General features: G+C 71.3%; 14 protein-coding genes and 1 pseudogene. 7 read left to right on the top strand and 8 right to left on the bottom strand.

The window, feature by feature from the left end:
* The first annotated feature begins 40 nt into the window (after positions 1-40).
* The 3 genes from WME83_RS33050 to ribA all read left to right on the top strand — a co-directional run bounded on the left by WME83_RS33050 (position 41) and on the right by ribA (position 3,325).
* Positions 41-1,843: an acyl-CoA dehydrogenase gene (locus WME83_RS33050; RefSeq protein ID WP_437313690.1), complete on the top strand. Its 1,803-nt coding sequence runs from the start codon at positions 41-43 to the stop codon at positions 1,841-1,843.
* 42 nt (positions 1,844-1,885) lie between these two features.
* Positions 1,886-2,392, top strand: a complete 507-nt coding sequence (locus tag WME83_RS33045) for a sirohydrochlorin chelatase (RefSeq protein WP_437313689.1) — start codon at positions 1,886-1,888, stop codon at positions 2,390-2,392.
* A 243-nt stretch (positions 2,393-2,635) separates the two neighbouring features.
* Positions 2,636-3,325, top strand: a complete 690-nt coding sequence (gene ribA, locus WME83_RS33040; RefSeq protein WP_437313688.1) for a GTP cyclohydrolase II — start codon at positions 2,636-2,638, stop codon at positions 3,323-3,325.
* A 42-nt stretch (positions 3,326-3,367) separates the two neighbouring features.
* On the opposite strand, the gene WME83_RS33035 is transcribed toward ribA, so the two are convergent.
* The 4 genes from WME83_RS33035 to glmU form a co-directional block, all read right to left on the bottom strand.
* Complete coding sequence (locus WME83_RS33035) at positions 3,368-4,054, bottom strand: restriction endonuclease (protein ID WP_437313687.1); 687 nt, start codon at positions 4,052-4,054, stop codon at positions 3,368-3,370.
* Positions 4,051-4,308, bottom strand: a complete 258-nt coding sequence (locus WME83_RS33030; protein ID WP_437313686.1) for a response regulator — start codon at positions 4,306-4,308, stop codon at positions 4,051-4,053. The genes WME83_RS33035 and WME83_RS33030 overlap by 4 nt, the downstream gene beginning before the upstream one ends.
* On the bottom strand, positions 4,305-4,607 hold the full coding sequence (locus tag WME83_RS33025) for an ATP-binding protein (RefSeq protein ID WP_437322078.1): 303 nt from the start codon (positions 4,605-4,607) through the stop codon (positions 4,305-4,307). Before WME83_RS33025 ends, WME83_RS33030 begins: the two co-directional genes overlap by 4 nt.
* An 89-nt stretch (positions 4,608-4,696) precedes the next feature.
* Positions 4,697-6,121: a bifunctional UDP-N-acetylglucosamine diphosphorylase/glucosamine-1-phosphate N-acetyltransferase GlmU gene (gene glmU, locus WME83_RS33020; protein ID WP_437313685.1), complete on the bottom strand. Its 1,425-nt coding sequence runs from the start codon at positions 6,119-6,121 to the stop codon at positions 4,697-4,699.
* Positions 6,122-6,321: 200 nt separating this feature from the next.
* On the opposite strand from glmU, the gene WME83_RS33015 reads away from it, so the two are divergent.
* Together WME83_RS33015 and WME83_RS33010 are read left to right on the top strand one after the other, a co-directional pair.
* Positions 6,322-10,179 carry a hypothetical protein gene (locus tag WME83_RS33015; protein WP_437313684.1) on the top strand — a complete coding sequence of 1,286 codons (3,858 nt, stop codon included), beginning with the start codon at positions 6,322-6,324 and terminating at the stop codon, positions 10,177-10,179.
* Entirely contained in the window at positions 10,176-11,660 is a 1,485-nt protein-coding gene (locus WME83_RS33010) for an OmpP1/FadL family transporter (RefSeq protein ID WP_437313683.1), read from the top strand. The genes WME83_RS33015 and WME83_RS33010 overlap by 4 nt, the downstream gene beginning before the upstream one ends.
* A gap of 124 nt (positions 11,661-11,784) precedes the next feature.
* Here the strand turns inward: WME83_RS33010 and WME83_RS33005 are convergent, their stop codons facing one another.
* The 4 genes and pseudogenes from WME83_RS33005 to WME83_RS32990 form a co-directional block, all read right to left on the bottom strand.
* Entirely contained in the window at positions 11,785-12,285 is a 501-nt protein-coding gene (locus WME83_RS33005) for a host attachment protein (protein ID WP_437313682.1), read from the bottom strand.
* Positions 12,286-12,859: 574 nt separating this feature from the next.
* Positions 12,860-13,517 (bottom strand): annotated as a pseudogene (locus WME83_RS33000) (pyridoxamine 5'-phosphate oxidase family protein).
* Between the two features lie 67 nt (positions 13,518-13,584).
* Complete coding sequence (locus WME83_RS32995; RefSeq protein ID WP_437313681.1) at positions 13,585-15,255, bottom strand: cyclic nucleotide-binding domain-containing protein; 1,671 nt, start codon at positions 15,253-15,255, stop codon at positions 13,585-13,587.
* Between the two features lie 26 nt (positions 15,256-15,281).
* A complete protein-coding gene (locus WME83_RS32990; RefSeq protein WP_437322077.1) occupies positions 15,282-15,974 on the bottom strand; it encodes an O-methyltransferase in 693 nt (230 codons plus the stop codon).
* A 260-nt stretch (positions 15,975-16,234) separates the two neighbouring features.
* On the opposite strand from WME83_RS32990, the gene WME83_RS32985 reads away from it, so the two are divergent.
* The gene (locus WME83_RS32985; protein ID WP_437313680.1) at positions 16,235-17,197 is read left to right on the top strand and encodes a LysR family transcriptional regulator; all 963 of its coding nucleotides are present in this window, start codon (positions 16,235-16,237) and stop codon (positions 17,195-17,197) included.
* 155 nt (positions 17,198-17,352) lie between these two features.
* Positions 17,353-18,390 (top strand): serine hydrolase domain-containing protein, encoded by a 1,038-nt coding sequence (locus WME83_RS32980; RefSeq protein ID WP_437313679.1) that lies wholly within the window; start codon positions 17,353-17,355, stop codon positions 18,388-18,390.
* Positions 18,391-18,396: the final 6 nt, after the last annotated feature.

Here is an 18,396-nt window from a genome sequence, read left to right as displayed (position 1 = left end):
CGTGCGCGCCTAGCGTGCGCCAAGCCCGGCAAACGACACAATGACCGCTCCTCAGAACCCGCTCCTCAACGACCGCGACGTCGAGTTCCTCCTCTACGAGGTGCTCGACGTGCCCCGCCTCTGCGAGCTCCCCTATTTCGCCGATCACACGCGCGAGACCTTCGACCTCTACCTCCAGAGCTGTCGCCGGTTCGCGCGGGAGGTGCTGTTCCCGACCTACCGGCCGGTCGACGCGTCGCCGCCGCGCTTCGAGGGGGGCGCCGTCGCGGTGCACCCCGCCCTCAAGCAGGTCCTCCGGCCGATGATCGAGCTCGGCGTGCTCACCGCGGCGCGGCCGGCCGACGTCGGGGGTCAGCAGCTGCCGCTCGTGGTCGCGATGCTCGCCGGCGCGTACCTGATGGCGGCCAACCTGAGCGCGTGCGGCTACCTCGGGCTGACGACCGCGGCGGCGCACCTGATCCAGACGTTCGGCGACGAGGCCCTGAAATCCACCTTCATGACCCGGCTGTACGCCGGCGAGTGGACCGGGACGATGGCGCTCACCGAGCCGCAGGCGGGCTCGAGCCTCGCCGACGTGCAGGCGCGCGCGGAGCGGACCGAGGCGGGGCACTACCTCGTCCGCGGGTCCAAGATCTTCATCTCGGGCGGCGATCACGACCTCGCCGAGAACATCGTCCACCTCGTGCTGGCGCGCATCGACGGCGCGCCGCCGGGCATCAAGGGGGTGAGCCTGTTCGCCGTGCCCAAGCGGCGTCCCGAGGGCGGGCGGCTCGTCCCGAACGACGTGGAGGTCGCCGGCGTGATCCACAAGATCGGCTGGCGCGGGCTCCCGAGCCTCGCGATGAGCTTCGGCGAGCGCGGGGACTGCCACGGCTACCTCGTGGGCAACCCGCACCAGGGCATCTCCTACATGTTCCAGATGATGAACGAGGCCCGGATCATGGTGGGCGTCAACGCCGCCGCGACCGCCTCGGCCGCCTACCACGAGGCGCTCGGCTACGCGCTCGCCCGGCCGCAGGGCCGGCCGCTCGGCTCGAAGGATCCGAGGACGCCGCAGGTGCCGATCGTCGAGCACGCCGACGTGCGCCGGATGCTGCTCCGGCAGAAGGCCATCGTGGAGGGCAGCCTCGCGCTGGTCTCCACGACGGCGCGGTACGCCGACCTCGCCGCGCACGCCGCGGACCCGGCGGAGCGCGAGCGCGCGCAGCGGCTCCTCGACCTGCTCACCCCGATCACCAAGACCTTCCCCGCCGAGAAGGGCTTCGAGTCGAACGCCCTCGCGCTCCAGGTCCACGGCGGCTACGGCTACTCGAGCGAGTACCTCCCGGAGGCGTGGCTCCGGGACCAGAAGCTCAACTCGATCCACGAGGGGACGACGGGCATCCAGGGCCTCGACCTCCTCGGCCGCAAGGTCGTGGCCGGGGGCGGCGCGGCGCTGATGGCGCTCGGCGGCGAGGTCGAGCTGGCGATCGGCCGGGCGCGGCGGGCCGGCGTCGAGCCCGCGTGGTGCGAGCGGCTCGGCGCGTCGATGTCGCTGCTCGGGGAGCTGACGATGCACCTCGCCGAGGCGGGGTTGCGCGGCGACGTCGAGCGGATGCTGCGCCACAGCGCGGACTACCTCGAGCTCGTCTCGATCCTGGTGGTCGCGTGGCAGTGGCTCGCGATGGCCGCGGCCGCCCGGGAGGGGCTGGCCCGGGGCGCGTCGCCCGCCGGCTTCTACGAGGGCAAGCTGTGCGCGGCGCAGTACTGGTTCTCGACGGAGCTGCCGCGGGCCCCGGCGCTCGCGGCGCTCTGCCGGTCGGGCGAGGACTCGTACGCGAGGATGCGGCCGGAGTGGTTCTGAGGAGCGCGGGGCGCCGCGGCGCCTCGAGGGAGGAGCGATCGAATGAAGAGGGCGGTCATCCTGGTCGGGCACGGGGCGCCGGCGGCGGATTGCCCGCGCGAGCTCGTGACGCGCCTCAAGGCGCTGGAGGGCCGCCGCGCGGCGGGCGGGGGCGGGGCGCCGAGCCCCGAGGAGCGCGAGCTCGAGGCGAAGGTCCGCGCCTGGCCGCGCACGCCGGAGAACGACCCCTACCGCGCCGGCCTCGAGCGCCTCGCCGCCGAGCTCGCCCCGATGCTCGACGGCGCCGAGCTCCTCGTCGCCTACAACGAGTTCTGCGCCCCGACCCTGGCCGAGGCCGTCGCGACCGCGGTCCAGCGGGGCGCGACCGAGGTTCGGGTGGTCCCGTCGATGCTGACCCCCGGCGGCGTGCACGCCGAGGTGGAGATCCCCGAGGCCCTCGCGCGGCTCCGCGCCGAGCACCCGTCCGTCACGCTCCGCTACGCCTGGCCCTTCGACCTCTCGGCGGTGGCGCGCCTCTTCGCCGCGCAGCTCGCGCGGGACGTCGCCTAGGTCGGCACCCGCTCCCGCACCTGCGCACCGCCGCGCCGGCGCGCCGCTGAGCCCGCGGATCTGCTCCCGCCATGTCCGCGGAGCAACATCTTGGACAGGTTACCTTGTTCCTGTCCGGTGCTTACGCTACTTGATGGACGCCACCTTCAGGGGTGGCCGGACATGGGCAGGGTAAGCGGGCAAACTCGACGCATCGCTCCTTGCTTGACACGAGACCCAGGACTCCTTCACCAGGAGAGCGAGATGTACGTCCCGACGACGGCGATCCGGCCTCAGCTCGATATTCGCGCGCAGGCGCCCGTGCCGACGAAGCACGGTGTTTTTCAGATGCTCGTGTTCCACTGGGGGGGAGCGACGAACCCCGAGCAGGGGCTATCGCCCGACCACGTCGCGCTGATCATGGGCGACGTGCGCGGCAAGTCGGACGTCACGCTGCGCGTGCACTCCGAGTGCCTCACCAGCGAGGTGTTCGGCTCGCTGAAGTGCGACTGCCGCGAGCAGCTCGAGGCGGCCCAGGCCGAGATCGGCCGCCGCGGGCTCGGCGTCGTGCTCTACCTGCGGCAGGAGGGGCGGGGCATCGGGCTCGCCAACAAGATCCGCGCTTACCAGCTGCAGGCGTTCGGCCACGACACGGTCGACGCGAACCGCATCCTCGGGCTGCCCGACGACGCCCGCGGCTACGAGCCCGCGGCCGCGATGATCGATCACCTCGGCATCGAGTCGATCCGGCTCCTCACGAACAACCCCGACAAGGTGGAGGGGCTCCGCGACCTCGGCGTGCGCATCTCGTCGCGCTCGCCGGCCGTCGTCCCGGCGAACCCCTTCTCGGCGCCCTACCTCGAGGCGAAGCGCCTCCGGATGGGCCACGCCATCCCGTCGCTGCGCGACGGCGCGCCGGCCAGCGGCGCCGCCGCCGGCAGCGACGCCGAGTGACCCGATCGCGGTCCCCGCGGTCGTCTTTCGCTCACCCCCGGCTCACGGCGCCTCGTCGCCCTTCCGCGCGGTCGCGCCCATGACCGCGCGACGGTGCATCTCCTGCAGCGCCTCGCTCCGATCCCGCCGCTGGACCAGCTCGTCGAGGTCGCCGGGTCCGATCAGCACGACGAGCAGGCCCTTCTCCGCCTTGCGGAGCTGCAGCTCGGGCACGGTGTCCGCAATGCCGCCCGGGGCGACGAGCAACGCCAGCCGGCAGCGATCGAAGCGGCCTTCCATCTTGGCCCAGAGATCTCGGAGCTCCTTGCTCCCGACGTGCTTCGACCAGTTCTTGCACTCGACCAGGAGGTAGGGCGACTCCTTCTGCGAGAAGGGGTCCGTGGACCCGTTCTGGACGATGATGTCGATCTCCTCGACCTCGTTCCGGAGCCGGGTGTCCAGCCGCTCGAAGCCTGGGAGCGTCTTGAGGAGCAGCGCCATGAGGCGCTCGAGCTGGATGCCCCGCCGGTTGCGATCGCGTTCCTGCTGCGCGTCCGCCCATGTCGCTCGGATCGCCCGCTCCGTCTCGTTCATGTCGAGGGTCGCGAGCCACCGTTCCCGGACGGCCTCCGCCGCGTTGCGCACCTTGACCCGCAAGAGCGCCTCGAAGACGGCGGTCTTCTCGAGGTAGTCGTACGCGCCCTCGCGGAAAGCGCGCTCGACGGCTTCCGTGGAAGCGTAGGCGGTCACCAGGAGGACCTTGGCGCCGGGCGCGCGCCGACGGGCCTCGCCGATGAGGCCCAGGCCGGTGTCCGGGCCGCCTGGGCCCTGGAGCTTCTGTCCACCAGCACGACGGCCCAGCCTGGCTCGTCGAGCCGGCGCAGCGCCTCGGCGTGCGAGGTGGCGGTCTCGACGGCGTAGCCCTCGGCCGCGAGGATGTCCTCGTAGGTCTCCAGGAAGGCCGGATCGTCGTCCACGATGAGGATGCGTCCGTCGCCGCTCATGGTGCCCTCTCTCGCCGCAGCGGTATCACGATCTCGAAGCGGGCGCCTCCGAGCGGGCTATCTCCGCACGCGACGGACCCGGCCAGTTCTCCGTCGATGACCTGTCGGACCAGCGCCAAGCCCTGCCCGCTGCCGCCGGCGCGCAGCGCCACCCCGGGGTCGAAGATGGCGCGGCGCTGGTCGGGCGGCACGCCGGGGCCGTCGTCGTCCACGCGGAGGATGAGCGCGTCTTCTTTCAGATCGAGGGAGATCTCGACGATCCCCTCCCGCCCGGCCACGGCCTGAGCGGCGTTTCGCAGTCAACCGACGTCCGCGGGCCGCCAGGGTCGAGCGGCGAGCCTTGCGGCGCCCCCTCGCGGCCCCGCCTTCGAGCTCGCCGAACCAGGACCTACTTCTTCGCCGCGTCCTTCAGCCGCGCCTTCAGCTTCCCGGCGTAGCCCTCCTTGTTCTCCTGCTTCACGCGCCCGATCGCCAGCGCGTCCTCCGGCACGTCGCGGGTCACGGTGGTGCCCGTCGCCACGTAGGCGCCCGCGCCGACCTTCACCGGCGCGACGATCTGCGAGTCGCTGCCGATGAACGCGCCGGGGCCGATCTCGGTCCGGTGCTTCCGGAAGCCGTCGTAGTTGCAGAAGATCGTCCCCGCGCCGACGTTCGCGCCCTCGCCGATGTCGCCGTCGCCGAGGTACGCGAGGTGGTTCGCCTTCGCGCCCTTGCGGACCACCGTCTTCTTGGTCTCGACGAAGTTGCCGATGTGCGCGTCGGCCTCGATCTGGCTGTCCGGGCGGAGGTGCGAGAACGGCCCGATCTGCGCGCCGGCGCCGATCGACGACTGCGACGCGACCGTGTACGGCTTCACCGAGGCGCCCGCCTCGACGACCACGTCCGTGAGCACCGACCCCACGTCGACGCGCGCGCCCGCGCCGATCCGCGTCTGGCCCCGCAGCACCGCCGCGTGCTCGATCACCGCGTCCGGCTCGACGACCACGCCGGCGTCGACGCGGGCGCTCGTCCGGATCGTGACGCCGCTCCGGCGCAGCCGGTCGGCGATGCGGCCGTAGAGCACCTCCTCGGCGGCGGCGAGCTGCGCGCGGTCGTTGATGCCCACGAGCGAGCCGACGTCCCGCGCCACGACCACCGCGGCGCCGCCGGCCTTCGCCGCCTGCGCGACGATGTCGGTCAGGTAGAGCTCGCCCTGCGCGTTGTCGGTCGTCAGCCCGGCGAGCGCGCGCTCGAGGAAGGCGCCGCGGGCGAGGTACACGCCCGGGTTGACCTCGGTGATCGCGCGCTCCTCCGGGCTCGCGTCCTTGTGCTCGCGGATGCCGATCACGCGCCCCGCGCCGTCGCGCAGGATCCGGCCGTAGCCCGTCGGATCGGCGACCTGCGCGGTGAGCATCGCCATCGGCGCGTCGCCCGCGCCGTCGAGCGCCCCGCGGAGCTGCGTGAGCTGCTCCGGATCGAGCAGCGGCGTGTCGCCGCACAGGATCAGGACCGCCTCGGCGGTCGCCTGGAGGTGCGGCATGGCGCAGCGCACCGCGTCGCCGGTGCCGCGCTGCTGCGGCTGGAGCGCGGTGCGGACGTTCTTTCCCTGGGCGCCGAACGCCTTGTCCAGGTAGGCGGAGACCTCGTCGCGGCCGTGGCCGACGACGACCACGACGTCCGAGGCGCCGGCCGCGAGGGCCGCGTCGACGACGTAGTGGATCATCGGCCGGCCGCAGAGCTCGTGGAGCACCTTCGGTCGGGCGCTCTTCATCCGAGTCCCTTGTCCGGCAGCGAGAACGACAGCGGTGAGCGGGGTGGGTTGGGCGGTCGCCATCGCCCCGCAGCCTATCACCCTCCGCCCCGCCGCCGTCCCCATCGCGCACGACGAGCCTGGAAAACGCGCACTATGTCCGCACCGCCCTTACGCGCGCGGGCCGGAAGCCCTACGCGCCTTCGGCGGAATCGTCTACCCTGGCGGCGTCTCGGGGAGGTTTCCTCATGCGCGCGCGTACGCTGCGTTCCTCGGCCGCTGGTGTGCTTCGGCTGGCTGCGCTCGCCGCGTCGGGCGCGGTGGCCGTCTCCTGTCACGAGCCGCTCGACACGGCGCGGGAGGCGCCCCCCAAGGCGACGCTGGGCGACGACGTCTTCGGCGTGCTCTGCGACCGCGTGGGGGCGTCGAGCCTCTACGAGGACCACACGGGCGCCTCGTACCAGCGCGTCTGCCACTACGACAGCGCGGGCGTCTACCTGGACGAGGTCGACGTCTCGCTGCTGCCGCCCGTCTCCGGCGAGCGGGCGGAGCGGGCGCGCCGGCTCGGCGTGGCCAAGGTCGAGGCCATGGCCCGGTGGCGCAAGGACCTCGTGCGCGCCGTCAACGCCGCGGTCCCGGACGTCGAGATCGACAACGTCGCGGCCGGCGAGGGGGGCGGCAAGATTCGGCTGCACGACGCCTTCCTGAGCCTGTCGCAGACGATCGCGCCGCTCTACGACGCGAACCCGTTCGATCCGAGCCCGGAGGCCAGGGCGGTCCTGCCGGCGTCGACGCAGGGGATGGGGCGGCTCCTCGACGCGCTCATCCACGGCAGCGAGGAGAGCGCGGCCCGGGTCGAGGGGGAGGAGAAGGCGCGGCGAGAGCGGGCGCCGATCGACTGCGAGCGGGAAACGGAGGGGGAGGCGGAGAGGAGCGCGATCGCCTGCGCCCTCTCGAGGATCTGGGGACGCCAGGGGTATCGCTCGGCGGACGCGGGGCTCGGCGCGGCGCGCGCGGCGCTCGCGTACCCGGGCCTGCGCCCGATGACCGTGGCGGCGCTCGACGCGATCGGCCCCGGCGGCCCGGGGGCGCCCGCGCTCCAGGCGCTCTTCGCGGCCGGCAAGCGCGAGCTGGCCGCGCTCTCGCCGGAGGAGCGGGCGCCGCTCTCGGTCGACGCGCCCACCGCCCAGCCGAACCGCCCGCGCACGCTCCTGGAGCTCGCGCAGGCGGCGCTGCTCGCCGAGGACGACGCGTTCGCCTCGCCGCCGTCGAGCTTCGTCGCCCGCCGCGACCGGCGCGGGTGGGTCCTCCCGCAGGGCGACGGGGTCCCCGCGCCGTTCGCCGACGCCGACGGGGACGGGCTCGCCGACGTCGACGCCTCCGGCAGGTTCGTCGACGAGCGCGGCGAGCCGCTCGCGGTCGACCCGCCGTTCGCCATCCCCGGCGTCACCTCGCCGCCGCGGGACGACTTCGGGCGCCTCTCGCCGGAGCTCTACGCCTACGTCGACACCTCCAGGACGCTCCTCGGCGCGGCGCTGCGCGCGATCGTGCCGCTCGTCGACGGGACCCGGTACGCGAGGAAGGACGACCCCGAGCCGTGGAAGACCGAGCACGAAGGGCTCATGTACGCCCTCGCCGGCTCGACCGTGCTCTTCGGCGACCGCGAGGAGGCCTGCTACGACTTCCGGACCGACACGGTGTTGCCGGCGGACTCGGCGTGCGAGGAGCGCGATGGCCGCCTGTCGTACCGCCGCTTCCGCGGCGAGGATTCGCCGCTCGCCGATCTCGCGCACGCGGTCGGCCAGGTGCTCGCCGACAAGGACTCGGACGTCCTCCTCCTCACGCTGATCGATCTGCTCGAGAACCACGAGGCGGAGCTCGCCCGCATGATGGGCGCGGCGCTGCGCATCCGCGATCTCGCCCGGGAGCACGACCGGCTGGCCGCCGAGGGCAAGGAGCCGGCGGCGCAGATCGACGGCGAGGCGCCGCTCTGGGACGAGGTGGCGGCGGTGCTCGACCGGGCCGTCGAGCAGCCGGGGCTCGTGCCGCGCCTCGTCGAGGCGCTCGCGAGCGACGCGCTCCTCGCCCCGCACGGCAGGGCGAAGCACGCGGGCGACGCGATCGCGGCGATGCTCAGGTACCGCGATCAGTACGCGTACGACGCGGAGAACCTGAACGGCCCGGCGATCAACCTCACGGTCGGCGCGCCGTCGACGTCCGATCCGAAGACGCCGGTGGACCCGGCCAAGCCGAAGATCGGCGACAACCGCTCGGCCATGGAGCGGCTGATGCACCTCATGCACGACACCGCCGGCGTGCGGCAGTGCAACAAGAGGGGCACGGAATTGAGCGTGTTCGGCGTCTCGGTGTCCTGCCCCGGGTGCGACGCGCCGTGCGAGCTGTTCCAGATCGACAACCTGGCGGCCTTCTACCTCGACTCCCTCCTCCCCGAGGGGCATGCGAAGAAGGCAGAGCTCAAGATCAAGCCCTCGGTCCTCTCGGCCCTCGTCCCGGATTCGGTGCTCGAGTTCTCCAGCGGCATCGACGGCTTGACGAGCCACCCCACGCCGGCCGCGCTCAGCCGGCTCATCTACTTCGGGGCCGATTCGGACGAGTTCCCGAACCTCGTCGATCTCGACCCGCTGCGCGAGCTGACCAACGAGACGACGAACGATTTCATCTCGGGGACGCTCGAGCCGGCCGGCACGATCCACTGCCCGAAGAACGAGCTCGGCGTGAACGAGTGCAGCTCCCCGGAGAACCTGATCCGGATCCGCCACCCGGGGACGACCTTCCTCATCGAGCGGCTCGGGCTCGGCGCGTACCTGAGCCCCATCGTGGCCGCGTTCGCCGAGGTCGCCCCGGACGCCACCGGGGAGGAGATCCTGATCGATCTCTTCAGCACGGCGTACCGGCACTGGCCGGGCAAGGAGCACGGGCCGGAGTGCATCAAGGCCGGCTCGCCGGCGACCAACACGGCGTACTGCTCGGAGGCGGGGGTGAGCACGTACGAGCCGCTCATCGCCGACGCGCTCCAGGCCGAGGACGTGATGGCATCGTCGGTGGCGTTCGCCCGGACGCTGGCCGACCGGTCGGCCCCGGTGAAGGTGCAGCGCGGCCCCGGGGCCGCGGCCGATCCCCCGCAGACCTGGACGAAGGCGCAGGCGATCGAGAAGCTCGCGCGGATCTTCTTCAGCACCCGCTACGCGGCCAACGTGGGGATGGCCGACCGCCACGGAAACAAACAGGCGACGTGGGCCGACGGTCGGACCCAGGACCAGCTCACCGGGTTCACCCTGCTCGCCGACGCGCTGAACGGCATCGACGCGCGCTTCGCGCAGAGCGCCGCGCCCGACGCCGCGGCGCGGAAGAGCCAGTGGGAGCGGGCCACGAGCGAGCTCGTCGACGCGCTCCTCGCGGTCGAGGGGTCGGGGCCGGAGACGCGGTTCAAGAACCGCGCGCTCCCGAGGATGGGCGCCGTCGCCCTGCGCGTCCTCCGCGAGCAGCTGAACGCGCGCTGTCCGGATCGCGAGAGGACCGGGCGGTGCGCCTGGGCCCAGGAGGAGCTCGGCGCGAAGGTGAGCGACCTCGTGAGCCACCCGCTGTTCGCTGCGGCGGTCGACGTGTCGGAGGCGATCCGCGCCCACGAGCCGGCGCGGCGGGAGCTCGAGCGGTTCCTCACCTACCTGCTCGACACCGGCGCCGACGACGCCCCGCTCCGCGCGCTGCTGCCGGCGCTGGCCGACGTCCTGCAGCTGCTCGGCGACGAGGACACCCTGCTCCCGGTCCTGAAGGCCGCGTCGACCGCGCTGACCCCGGAGGGCGACCGCGGCGGCCCGGGCGCGGCCGACGCGGGGCTCAAGGCGCTCAAGGCGCTCAACGACGACCGGTACGACCGGTACCACGCGATGGATCACGTCCTCCCCGCGCTCGTGACGCCGATGAAGGACGACGGTCGCGCGCCGCTCGAGGTGTTCATCGACGCGTTCGCGGACGTGCACCGCGTGGAGGCCGCGAGCGGCGAGCCCCTGGCGGCGGAGGACTACCGGCAGGTCCTTGTCTCGCTCCGGGACTTCCTTACCGACGAGACCCGCGGGCTCGAGCAGATCTACGCCATCCTCCGGAAGCGGCCCGTCGAGTGAGCCGCGCGCACGCGACCACGATCCGCGCCGCGCTCGCCGCGGCGTCCGCCGCCGGGGCGCTCGCGCTGCTCCCGGGCGACGCCGGCGCGGCCGGGCTGTACTTCACCGACCGCGGCGTCCGCCCGCTGTCGCGCGGCGGGGCGTACATCGCCGGCGGCGACGATCTCGGGGCGATCGCCTACAACCCCGCGGGCGTCTTCGAGGCCGGCACGCAGATCCTTGTCGACGCCGGGCTCTTCGAGTGGCGCGGCGAGCACACGCGCCAGGCGATCGTGCGGCAGGTCGACCCGAACACCGGCGAGCCGACGGGCGCGAGCTTCGTGCAGACGATGGAGCCCGTCACCGGCAGCGCGCCCGTGCTGCCGATCCCCACGCTCGGCGCGTCGTTCCGGGTCGATCCGCGGTGGGTCGTCTGGGGCGGCGTGTGGACGCCGTACGCGGCCCTCTCCAGCTACCCGGAGCAGGTGAAGGGCGCGCCGGCGCCGCAGCGGTATGCGCTGATCACCCTCGAGGGCTCGGCGCTCGCGTTCGTCGGGGTCGGCGCGGCGTACGCGCCGTCGCCCAAGTGGCGCCTCGGCGCGGGGATCGGCGCGGTGGTCGGCACGTTCAACAGCCGCGTGATCGTCTCCGGGTGCGTCCCGGAGCGGATGTTCTGCGCGCCCGAGGATCCGGAGTGGGACATCCAGTCCGAGCTCACGGTCGGTCCTATCGTGGCGCCGACGGGCCAGCTCGGGGCGCTCTTCATCCCGAAGCCGTCATGGCGCATCGGCCTGGCCTTCCAGCTGCCCGCCTGGGTGCGCGCGCCCGCCACCTTTAGGGCGCGGCTCCCCGCGGCGCCCGTCTTCGAGCGCGCCGTCCAGGAGGGCGAGGACGCCGACGTCTCGTTCGATCTGCCCTGGATCCTCCGCGCCGGCGTCGAGGCGCGGCCCGTGGAGGACCTGCGCGTGGAGCTCGGGCTCGGCGTCGAGGGGTGGGGCATGCACGACGAGGTCGTCGTCGAGCCCGACGGGGTGGTGCTCCGGAACGTCGCCGGCTTTCCCGAGGAGTTCCGCGTGCCTCCGGTCACGCTCCCGCGGCGGTTCGAGGCGTCGTTCTCGGCGAGGCTCGGGGGCGAGTACGGGTTCGAGGCCGCCGGCAAGCGGTGGGCGCTGCGCGCCGGGGTGAGCCTCGAGCAGAGCGCGGTCCCGCCGGAGTACGTGTCGGTCCTCACGATCGACGCGACGAAGCTGACGACGGCGCTCGGCGTGGGCGTGCACCTCGGTCGGTGGCGCCTCGACGCGACCTACGCGCACGCCTTCGCCGCGGACGTGCGGGTCGATCCGAGGGAGGCGCGGCTCCCGCAGATGAGCCCGGTGCAGGGCAATCCGCCGGAGAACCCGAACATGATCAACGGCGGCGCGTACAGCGTCCGCGCGAACGTGGTCGGGCTCGGCGTGGCGTACACGTTCGAGGGCGCGGCGGGGGAGCCGAAGGCGCGATGACGCGGCGGGCGCTGCGCGCCCAGCCGGATTGCCGCGGGGCGCGCGGGCCCGGCAGCGCCTTCAGGCCGCCGCGGGGACGGCGGCCTGAAGGCCGGATCTGCCTGCGTGAGCGCGGGCGGCGGCGCTAGACGGCCCGCAGCTCGCGCAGGCGCTCCGTGAGCCGGGGCTCGTCCAGCCAGCTCAGGTCCTTGTCCACGCTCGTCTCGATGCGGTTGCTGACCTGCTTGCTCACCGTGCCGCGGAGCAGGCCGAGGAAGTGCGGCGGCGCGATGAGCACCAGCGAGTCGTAGGCGTGCTCGTTGAGACCCTTCTCCAGCACCTCCGCGAGCTCCTGGGCGAACTTCTGCTTCTCGACCTCCTTGGGATCGGTGTCGGGCGCCGCGCCGGGCCGGCCGAGGTACGTGCCGCCCCCGCCGCCGCTGATGTTGCCGTTCCCGCCCGGGGTGCCGTTCGGCTTCCGCCCGTGCGCGTCGGCCATCAGATCCCGCACGCGCGCCCGGCTCTCGTCATGACTGTAGGACTCGAGCAGGGTAAAGCCCTTGCCCGCAGGCTCTTCACGATAGAGCTGGGCACGGCTTGCGTCGGAGACCAGGATCCACGTCTTCCGTGCTGCCTTGCTTGCCATAAGCCTCCACAGGGAATCAACGCTTCCCTTGGGTTACGTTAAAGACCGACCCCCCCCATCGCAAGCGGCCGGAGAGCCCAAACCGACGAGATTCGACCGGATTGCACGCGAGGGGGCCGGATCGAGCGGGCTCATCCACGTTGATGTGCGTGAATTCGAGGAGAACGGGAGAGGGGGAGAGCGGCTCAGGAAGTTGTTGAGTGAGAAATACGGTCTTCGGTGTACGAGCCGAGGCCGCAGCGGGGTGGCTGGGGTTCTCGCGCGACAGAGGTGCTCGCCCTCACGCTGCACGCCGGCCGCGGCGCCGAGAAGCTCTGTCCGGCCGGGGGGGCCGGGCTTCGACAGCTTCGCGGTGGCCTCGCGCCGGCGGCCTCAGCCTTGTTTCCTAGGACCTCCGCCCCGCTCTGCACCCCGGCGTCCGCTTCGCCGCCGCCGCAGCTCCGCGCGCCAGCAATCCCCGGCGGGGCTGCTCGGTCTGGTGCCAGCACACGGGGGGCGAGCACGGGTTGACCGGGCGCCCGGTGACCGGGCGCCTGGGCGTCGTAGTAGCCGTCGTTTGGATCCGCTCTCCGCCCTAACCTTCGCCCACCTTGACCTTCTCCATCCAATCTCCCATCGTGATGACACCCCCCGATTGCTCGGGCCGTCCGTGGTCTTTGGGCGGCAGGACGTCCTGCATCAGGTCGATGCGCTTCCACTCGGCGAGCGGCGTCTCACACGCGTCCTTCGGCACGTACCGGGACTGGGCCACCTTGGTGTACCGGTGAACATACCGCGGGCAGTTGATCCATACGTCCGACACCGTGACCCGCACGATGAGCTCGGCCTCCTTGTACTCCGCGAGCAGCGGATCGTCCGTGTGCACCGACGCCACCCCTTGCAGGCGCAGGCGCAGCGGGTTCTCGAAGTCGATGAACAACATCCCGATCTGCGCGTTGCCCGCGATGTTGCCCATCGAGAAGAACATGCCGTTGCCGTCGAAGCTGGGGAACACGACGGTCTTGGGATCGATCACCTTCACGAACCCGGGCGCCCCCCCCCTTGTACGAAACGGTGGGCCGGCCTTGGTGATCGATCGTCGACAGGAAGAACATGTCGCGCGCTTCGATGAAGGCCTTGTTGTCGCCCGTGACCTCGGGCTGGACCACGAGCTGTTCGACGCGGTCCGCCAGCTTGCTGGTGTTGAATCGCTCCTGCAAGGCGCGATGCTGCTCACCGTAGAATCGGCTCATCGTTCTCTCCTCTTTGTTTGGTTCTCCGTCCCGATACGAAGATGCATACGCGATCTTGCGCCTCGTCTCATTCGATCTCCACGGCGACACGCCGCGCGTCGGCGCGCGCATGATCGCGCTCCGAGCCGGCGCCGCTCGCGGCGGCGTTCGCCGCGCGCACCATCGCGCAGAGCGCCCGGTTGATCGCCCGTGTCATGTCCGGACGTTCGCTGAGCAGCGCATAGAAGTCGCCCTGCTCCAGCCGGAAGAGGCGCGTCCTCTCGACGGCGGTCACGCTCGCGGCGCGCGGGCTCGCGTCGAGGAGCGAGAGCTCGCCGAATACCTGGTGCGTGCCGAGCTGCTGGAAGGTGCGGTCGCCGTCGTGCACGCGCACGCGCCCCGACGCGATGACGTAAAGGCAATCGCCGAGCTCGCCCTTCTCCACGACGCGCTCGCCGGGCTGGACCTCCCGTTCGGTGAGGAGCGCCGCCACGCCTGCGAGCACCTGGTGGGGAACCGCGCGGAACAGGTTCGCCTGATGCAGCACCATGACCTTGTCGATGGTCGTGTAACCGGCCGTCTTCAACGGGGCGCCGAGCTGCGCGGCCGCCGTCTCCGCGACCAGCGGGTCGGGGTCGTTCACGGCCCGCTCGATCGCTCCCCGTGCCGCGCCAAACGCCGGGTCGAGCGCGCGCAACGCGCAGGCGCGAAGCCACGGGCTCACCCACGCGTAGCGGCCCATCGCGAGCTCCACCAGGCGCTCGGCGCGCGCGCGCTCGGAGAGCGTCCGACCGCGCAGCAGGACCTCGGGAGAGGCAAAGAGTCGAGCGACGAGCTCGTTGTGCTCGGAAGAGAGCGCCGGCGCGAGGGTGTCGAGCGCATGCGAGCGCCATCGCGGGTCGCCCACCTTCATCGGCAGGCTCGCGCGATCCAGGACCTCCGCGGGATACGAGAACGCGCCGAGGAGCGACATCACGCGCCGGCAGCAGCCATCGCGCAGGTGGTCGAGCGCGGCGTCCACGAGCGAGCCCGGATCGTCGGTCCACACGTCACAGGCGGCGGCGAGCATCTCGGCGCCCTGCGAGGATACGTCCCGCAGCCGCGCATCCGCGACGTGCACGCCGTGCTGCTCGTCCATGTAGTACTCGGTGAGCACCGGGCCCACCACGCCCTGCTCGGTATTCCGCGTGACCGAGAAGAGATGATAAAGGATATGCACGCTCCTCGCGATCATGACGTGCTCGAAGCGCCGCGCCCTGGAGAGCCGCGCCTCGCCCGCGAGGTCCATGCCCTGCGCGAGCAGCGTCGCTCCGGCGAACGCGTCGTCCACGCCCACGCCGAAGCGATACCAGGCGTTCTGCAGCGCCTCGCCGATGACGGCGTATTCGATGGCGTCGTTGCCCGGAACGGTCCCGCACCAGATGGGCTTTTCGCCGCCCAGGCGCAGGCTCTGGAAACCGCCGACCCACGTCGCGACGATGTCGGTCGCATCGCTGCTCGAGCTCTCCTCGTGGTAGAAGTCCACGAGCCTGCGGCGATCCACGGCGTCGAACGGCACGCCCATGGCGTACAGGATCTTCAGCAGCAAGCTCACGGGGCTCAGCTTCGCGAGCACGTCGCGCGTGGCGAGGCGCTTGCCGCCGAACTCGAAGGTCTGTGGCAGCGGCCCCTCGATGTGGTAGCGCGTGATCGACTGGTCCGGGAGGCGGCACTCCACCACGATCCAGTCGTGCGGAATGGCGAGGTCGCGGTCGCCCATGCGCCAGGCCAAGACGGGCGAATCGCTCAGCTCGTCTTGATCGTGAGCTCGTTGCCTCGCCCCGCCTCGAACGGGAGCGACTGGGAGAGATAGCCGTTCTGCGGGTTGCGCACGTAGTCGATATAGCCCGAGGCCTGCTCGAACGCGTTCTCGCCGATGATGACCGCGCCAGGCTTCAGGTGCGGCTCGAGCAGCTTGAGGAGGTCGAGATAAAGGGTGAAGGCGCCGTCGAGCAACACCATGTCGATATCGCCACCGACACCGGTCTTGAGGGTCTCCCGGGCGTCACCGACCCGGAGCTCGACGATCTCGGACAGCCCGGCGGCGGCGGCGTTCGCCCGCGCCCGCTCGACTTTGCTGGCCACGAGGTCGGTCCCGATCAAGCGGCCGCCGCCCATATCGCGGAGCGCGGCAGCCAGATAGATCGTGGAGATCCCCATCGAGGAGCCGAACTCCACGATGCGCTTGGCCTTGCACGCGCGGGCGCACATGTAGAGGAAATGTCCGAGCTCCGGGGAGACATTGAGGAAATTCTCCGCGAACCCGTGATACGTGCCTTTCAGATCGCTGGCTTCGTGCTGGAGGACCTGGGTGATCCTCTCTTCTCGGGTGGCCGCCTCGCGCCCGGCGTCATCGGCCAGCGGCGCGTCGGCCGCCTCCGCTTCCTGATGAAGGCGCTCGAGGACCTCTGCGACCTGGCCGTTGCTGATTGAATTCATGTCTACGATTCCTTTCCTTCTGAATGGACGGCCATGCGCGCGGCGCTTGGCCGTCGACGGGGTGATGGGGACGAGCCGCGCGGGCCGAAGAGGGCCCACGAGCTTGCGGGACGGGGCCTGCGAGGAGATTCCTCGCGACCGTCATGTCCATGCGTGATGGGTACCGTTTGACAACCGAGTCGTCCAAGACAATATTAAGCTCGTTTTGAGACCTGCTGAGCATCGATGACGGGCTGCGGCCAGCCCGGGGATCGAGGAGCATGCCGATGGAACTCCGTCACCTGCGCTACTTCATCGCCATCGCCGAGGAGGAGAGCTTCAGGCGCGCGGCAGAGAAGTTGCACGTATCACAGTCGCCGTTGAGCCGTCAGATGCAGCAGCTCGAAGAGGAGATCGGCGCGGAGCTCTTCGAGCCATCGGGGCGCGGCGTGAAGCTCACGCCCGCCGGGCGGCTGCTCCTGGACAGAGCGAAGGCGATCCTCTCCGGCGTGGACGCCGCGGCCAGAGAGGTGAGGGAGACGGCCGAAGGCCAGATCGGGACCGTCACCATCGGCTTCGAAAGCGGCTCTGCGTATGTAGGCCCGCTGTCGACGATCCTCGCGCGGTTTCGGGAGCTGGCGCCTCGAGTCAATGTGGAGCTCGTGCCCATGAGCAGCGCCCAGCAGTGGGACGCCCTGCGCGCGGGGCAGATCTCGCTCGGCTATGGGAACTACGTCCCGGATGACTCCTCGCTCGAGAGCGTCGTTCTTGCCCGGCATCGCCTGGGGATCGTCGTGCCGAAGCAGCACCCTCTGGCGACCGCATCCATGATCAAGGTCAAGGACCTGGCGACCGAGCCCATGCTCATGGATCCGCGGAAGAGCAACCCTCGTCTGTATGACGACATCATCGCCGCCGTCCGCGCGCGCGGCGTGACCCTGAACGTGGTTTCGGAGATCCTCGACGGAGAGGCCCTGTTGACGCTCGTGGCGAGCGGCTTCGGATTGACCTTCGGCGCGGAGCCCGCGGCGCGCTTCCTCGCGGTCGGCACCGCGCTCTGGAGGCCGGTCAGCGATCTCGGTCTGGAGATGCGCAACATCGCGATGTGGCGGCCCGACGCGCAGCCTCTCCTGCTAGGGCCCCTGGTTGACTTGGTGCGCGAGTTCGGCACGGCTGCTCGCGATCGGGAGATGGGAGTGCGCAGACATGAGCGCGAGCGCCAGCGGCGACCGCGACGCGGGTAGGTGCGGTGAGCCATGCCAGCCCCCGCGCCTCGTACCGGAGAACCCGCCCCTCGTCTGGCAAAACCCCTGCCTGGTCATCCGTCGCTCGATCTCGCCACCTCGTCTGGCAGCATCGGTGCCCTATGACATCCCGTACACGACGAGATTCCCTGTCGATGGTCGTCGCCCTCACCGCGCTGGTCGTTCTCAGCCCCGCATGCGGATCGAGCCCCGGTACGCCGGACGCGCCCGACGACCTCCGCGACGAGCTGGAGCGCCGCCTCGATGCCGCGGCGATGGCCGGGTTCTCCGGATCGGTGCTGGTCACGGTGGACGGGCGCACGGTGCTGGCGCGCGGCTACGGCCTCGCGGACCGAGACAATGGCCGGCCCAACGTCGCCGACACCGCGTACGATTTCGGCTCCGTCATGAAGGACCTCACGGCGGCGGCCATCTTCAAGCTCGAAGGCGAGGGCAAGCTCAAGGTGACGGACGCGCTCGCGACCCTCTTCGACGACGTGCCGGCCGACAAGGCCGAGATCACCGTCCTGCAAGTGGTCCAGCACAGCGCCGGGTTCGACGAGTACCACGACACCGAGGGAGACTTCGAGCCCATGGCGCGCCTCGAAGCCCGCGAGCGGATCTTCGCGCAAGAGCTGCGTTTCGCGCCGGGAAGCGAGGTCGAGTACTCGAATTCGGGCTACACGTTGCTGGCCGACGTCGTCGAGACCGTCTCGGGACGAGGGTTCACCGAGTACGTGCGCGACGAGCTCCTGACGCCGGCCGGGATGCAACACAGCGGCTTCTTCGGCGACCCGGTGTGGGAACGGGTCGACACCGCGATCGGGTACGGCGACTCGACGCTCGGGAGCAACGACCCGGCCGCGTGGCCGTACACGTGGTCGCTGGTCGGCAACGGCGGGCTGGTCACGACGGTCTCCGATCTGGAGCGCTGGCTGGTCGCCGTCTGGCGCGGGGACGTGCTGGACCCGGCCGCGTTCGACGCCTACCGGACGCTGTACCTTTCGGGCGGAACCTTCGAGGGCAAGACGGTTTACGGCTACGCCGGGGGCAGCGACTACGGCTTCGGGGGTTACGCGGCGGACTGCCCGGAGGCGAACACCCGCGTGATCCTCGGGACGAACGCGTACGACGCGTTCGATATCGATCCGTTCGGGGGCGAGCTGGCCAAATTCGTTCTCTCGGCGAAATAGGACGAG

It is taken from the genome of Sorangium sp. So ce385 (assembly GCF_051474135.1).
Taxonomy (GTDB): domain Bacteria; phylum Myxococcota_A; class Polyangia; order Polyangiales; family Polyangiaceae; genus Sorangium; species Sorangium cellulosum_D.
This window is presented reverse-complemented; position numbering and strand designations above follow the sequence as displayed.

Bases quoted from the DNA above. Each gene is read 5' to 3' on its own strand.
- WME83_RS33050 (WP_437313690.1), top strand. From the start codon at position 41: ATGACCGCTCCTCAGAACCCGCTCCTCAACGACCGCGACGTCGAGTTC.
- WME83_RS33045 (WP_437313689.1), top strand. From the start codon at position 1,886: ATGAAGAGGGCGGTCATCCTGGTCGGGCACGGGGCGCCGGCGGCGGAT.
- ribA (WP_437313688.1), top strand. From the start codon at position 2,636: ATGTACGTCCCGACGACGGCGATCCGGCCTCAGCTCGATATTCGCGCG.
- WME83_RS33030 (WP_437313686.1), bottom strand. From the start codon at position 4,308: ATGAGCGGCGACGGACGCATCCTCATCGTGGACGACGATCCGGCCTTC.
- glmU (WP_437313685.1), bottom strand. From the start codon at position 6,121: ATGGCGACCGCCCAACCCACCCCGCTCACCGCTGTCGTTCTCGCTGCC.
- WME83_RS33005 (WP_437313682.1), bottom strand. From the start codon at position 12,285: ATGGCAAGCAAGGCAGCACGGAAGACGTGGATCCTGGTCTCCGACGCA.
- WME83_RS32995 (WP_437313681.1), bottom strand. From the start codon at position 15,255: ATGGGCGACCGCGACCTCGCCATTCCGCACGACTGGATCGTGGTGGAG.
- WME83_RS32990 (WP_437322077.1), bottom strand. From the start codon at position 15,974: ATGAATTCAATCAGCAACGGCCAGGTCGCAGAGGTCCTCGAGCGCCTT.
- WME83_RS32985 (WP_437313680.1), top strand. From the start codon at position 16,235: ATGCCGATGGAACTCCGTCACCTGCGCTACTTCATCGCCATCGCCGAG.
- WME83_RS32980 (WP_437313679.1), top strand. From the start codon at position 17,353: ATGGTCGTCGCCCTCACCGCGCTGGTCGTTCTCAGCCCCGCATGCGGA.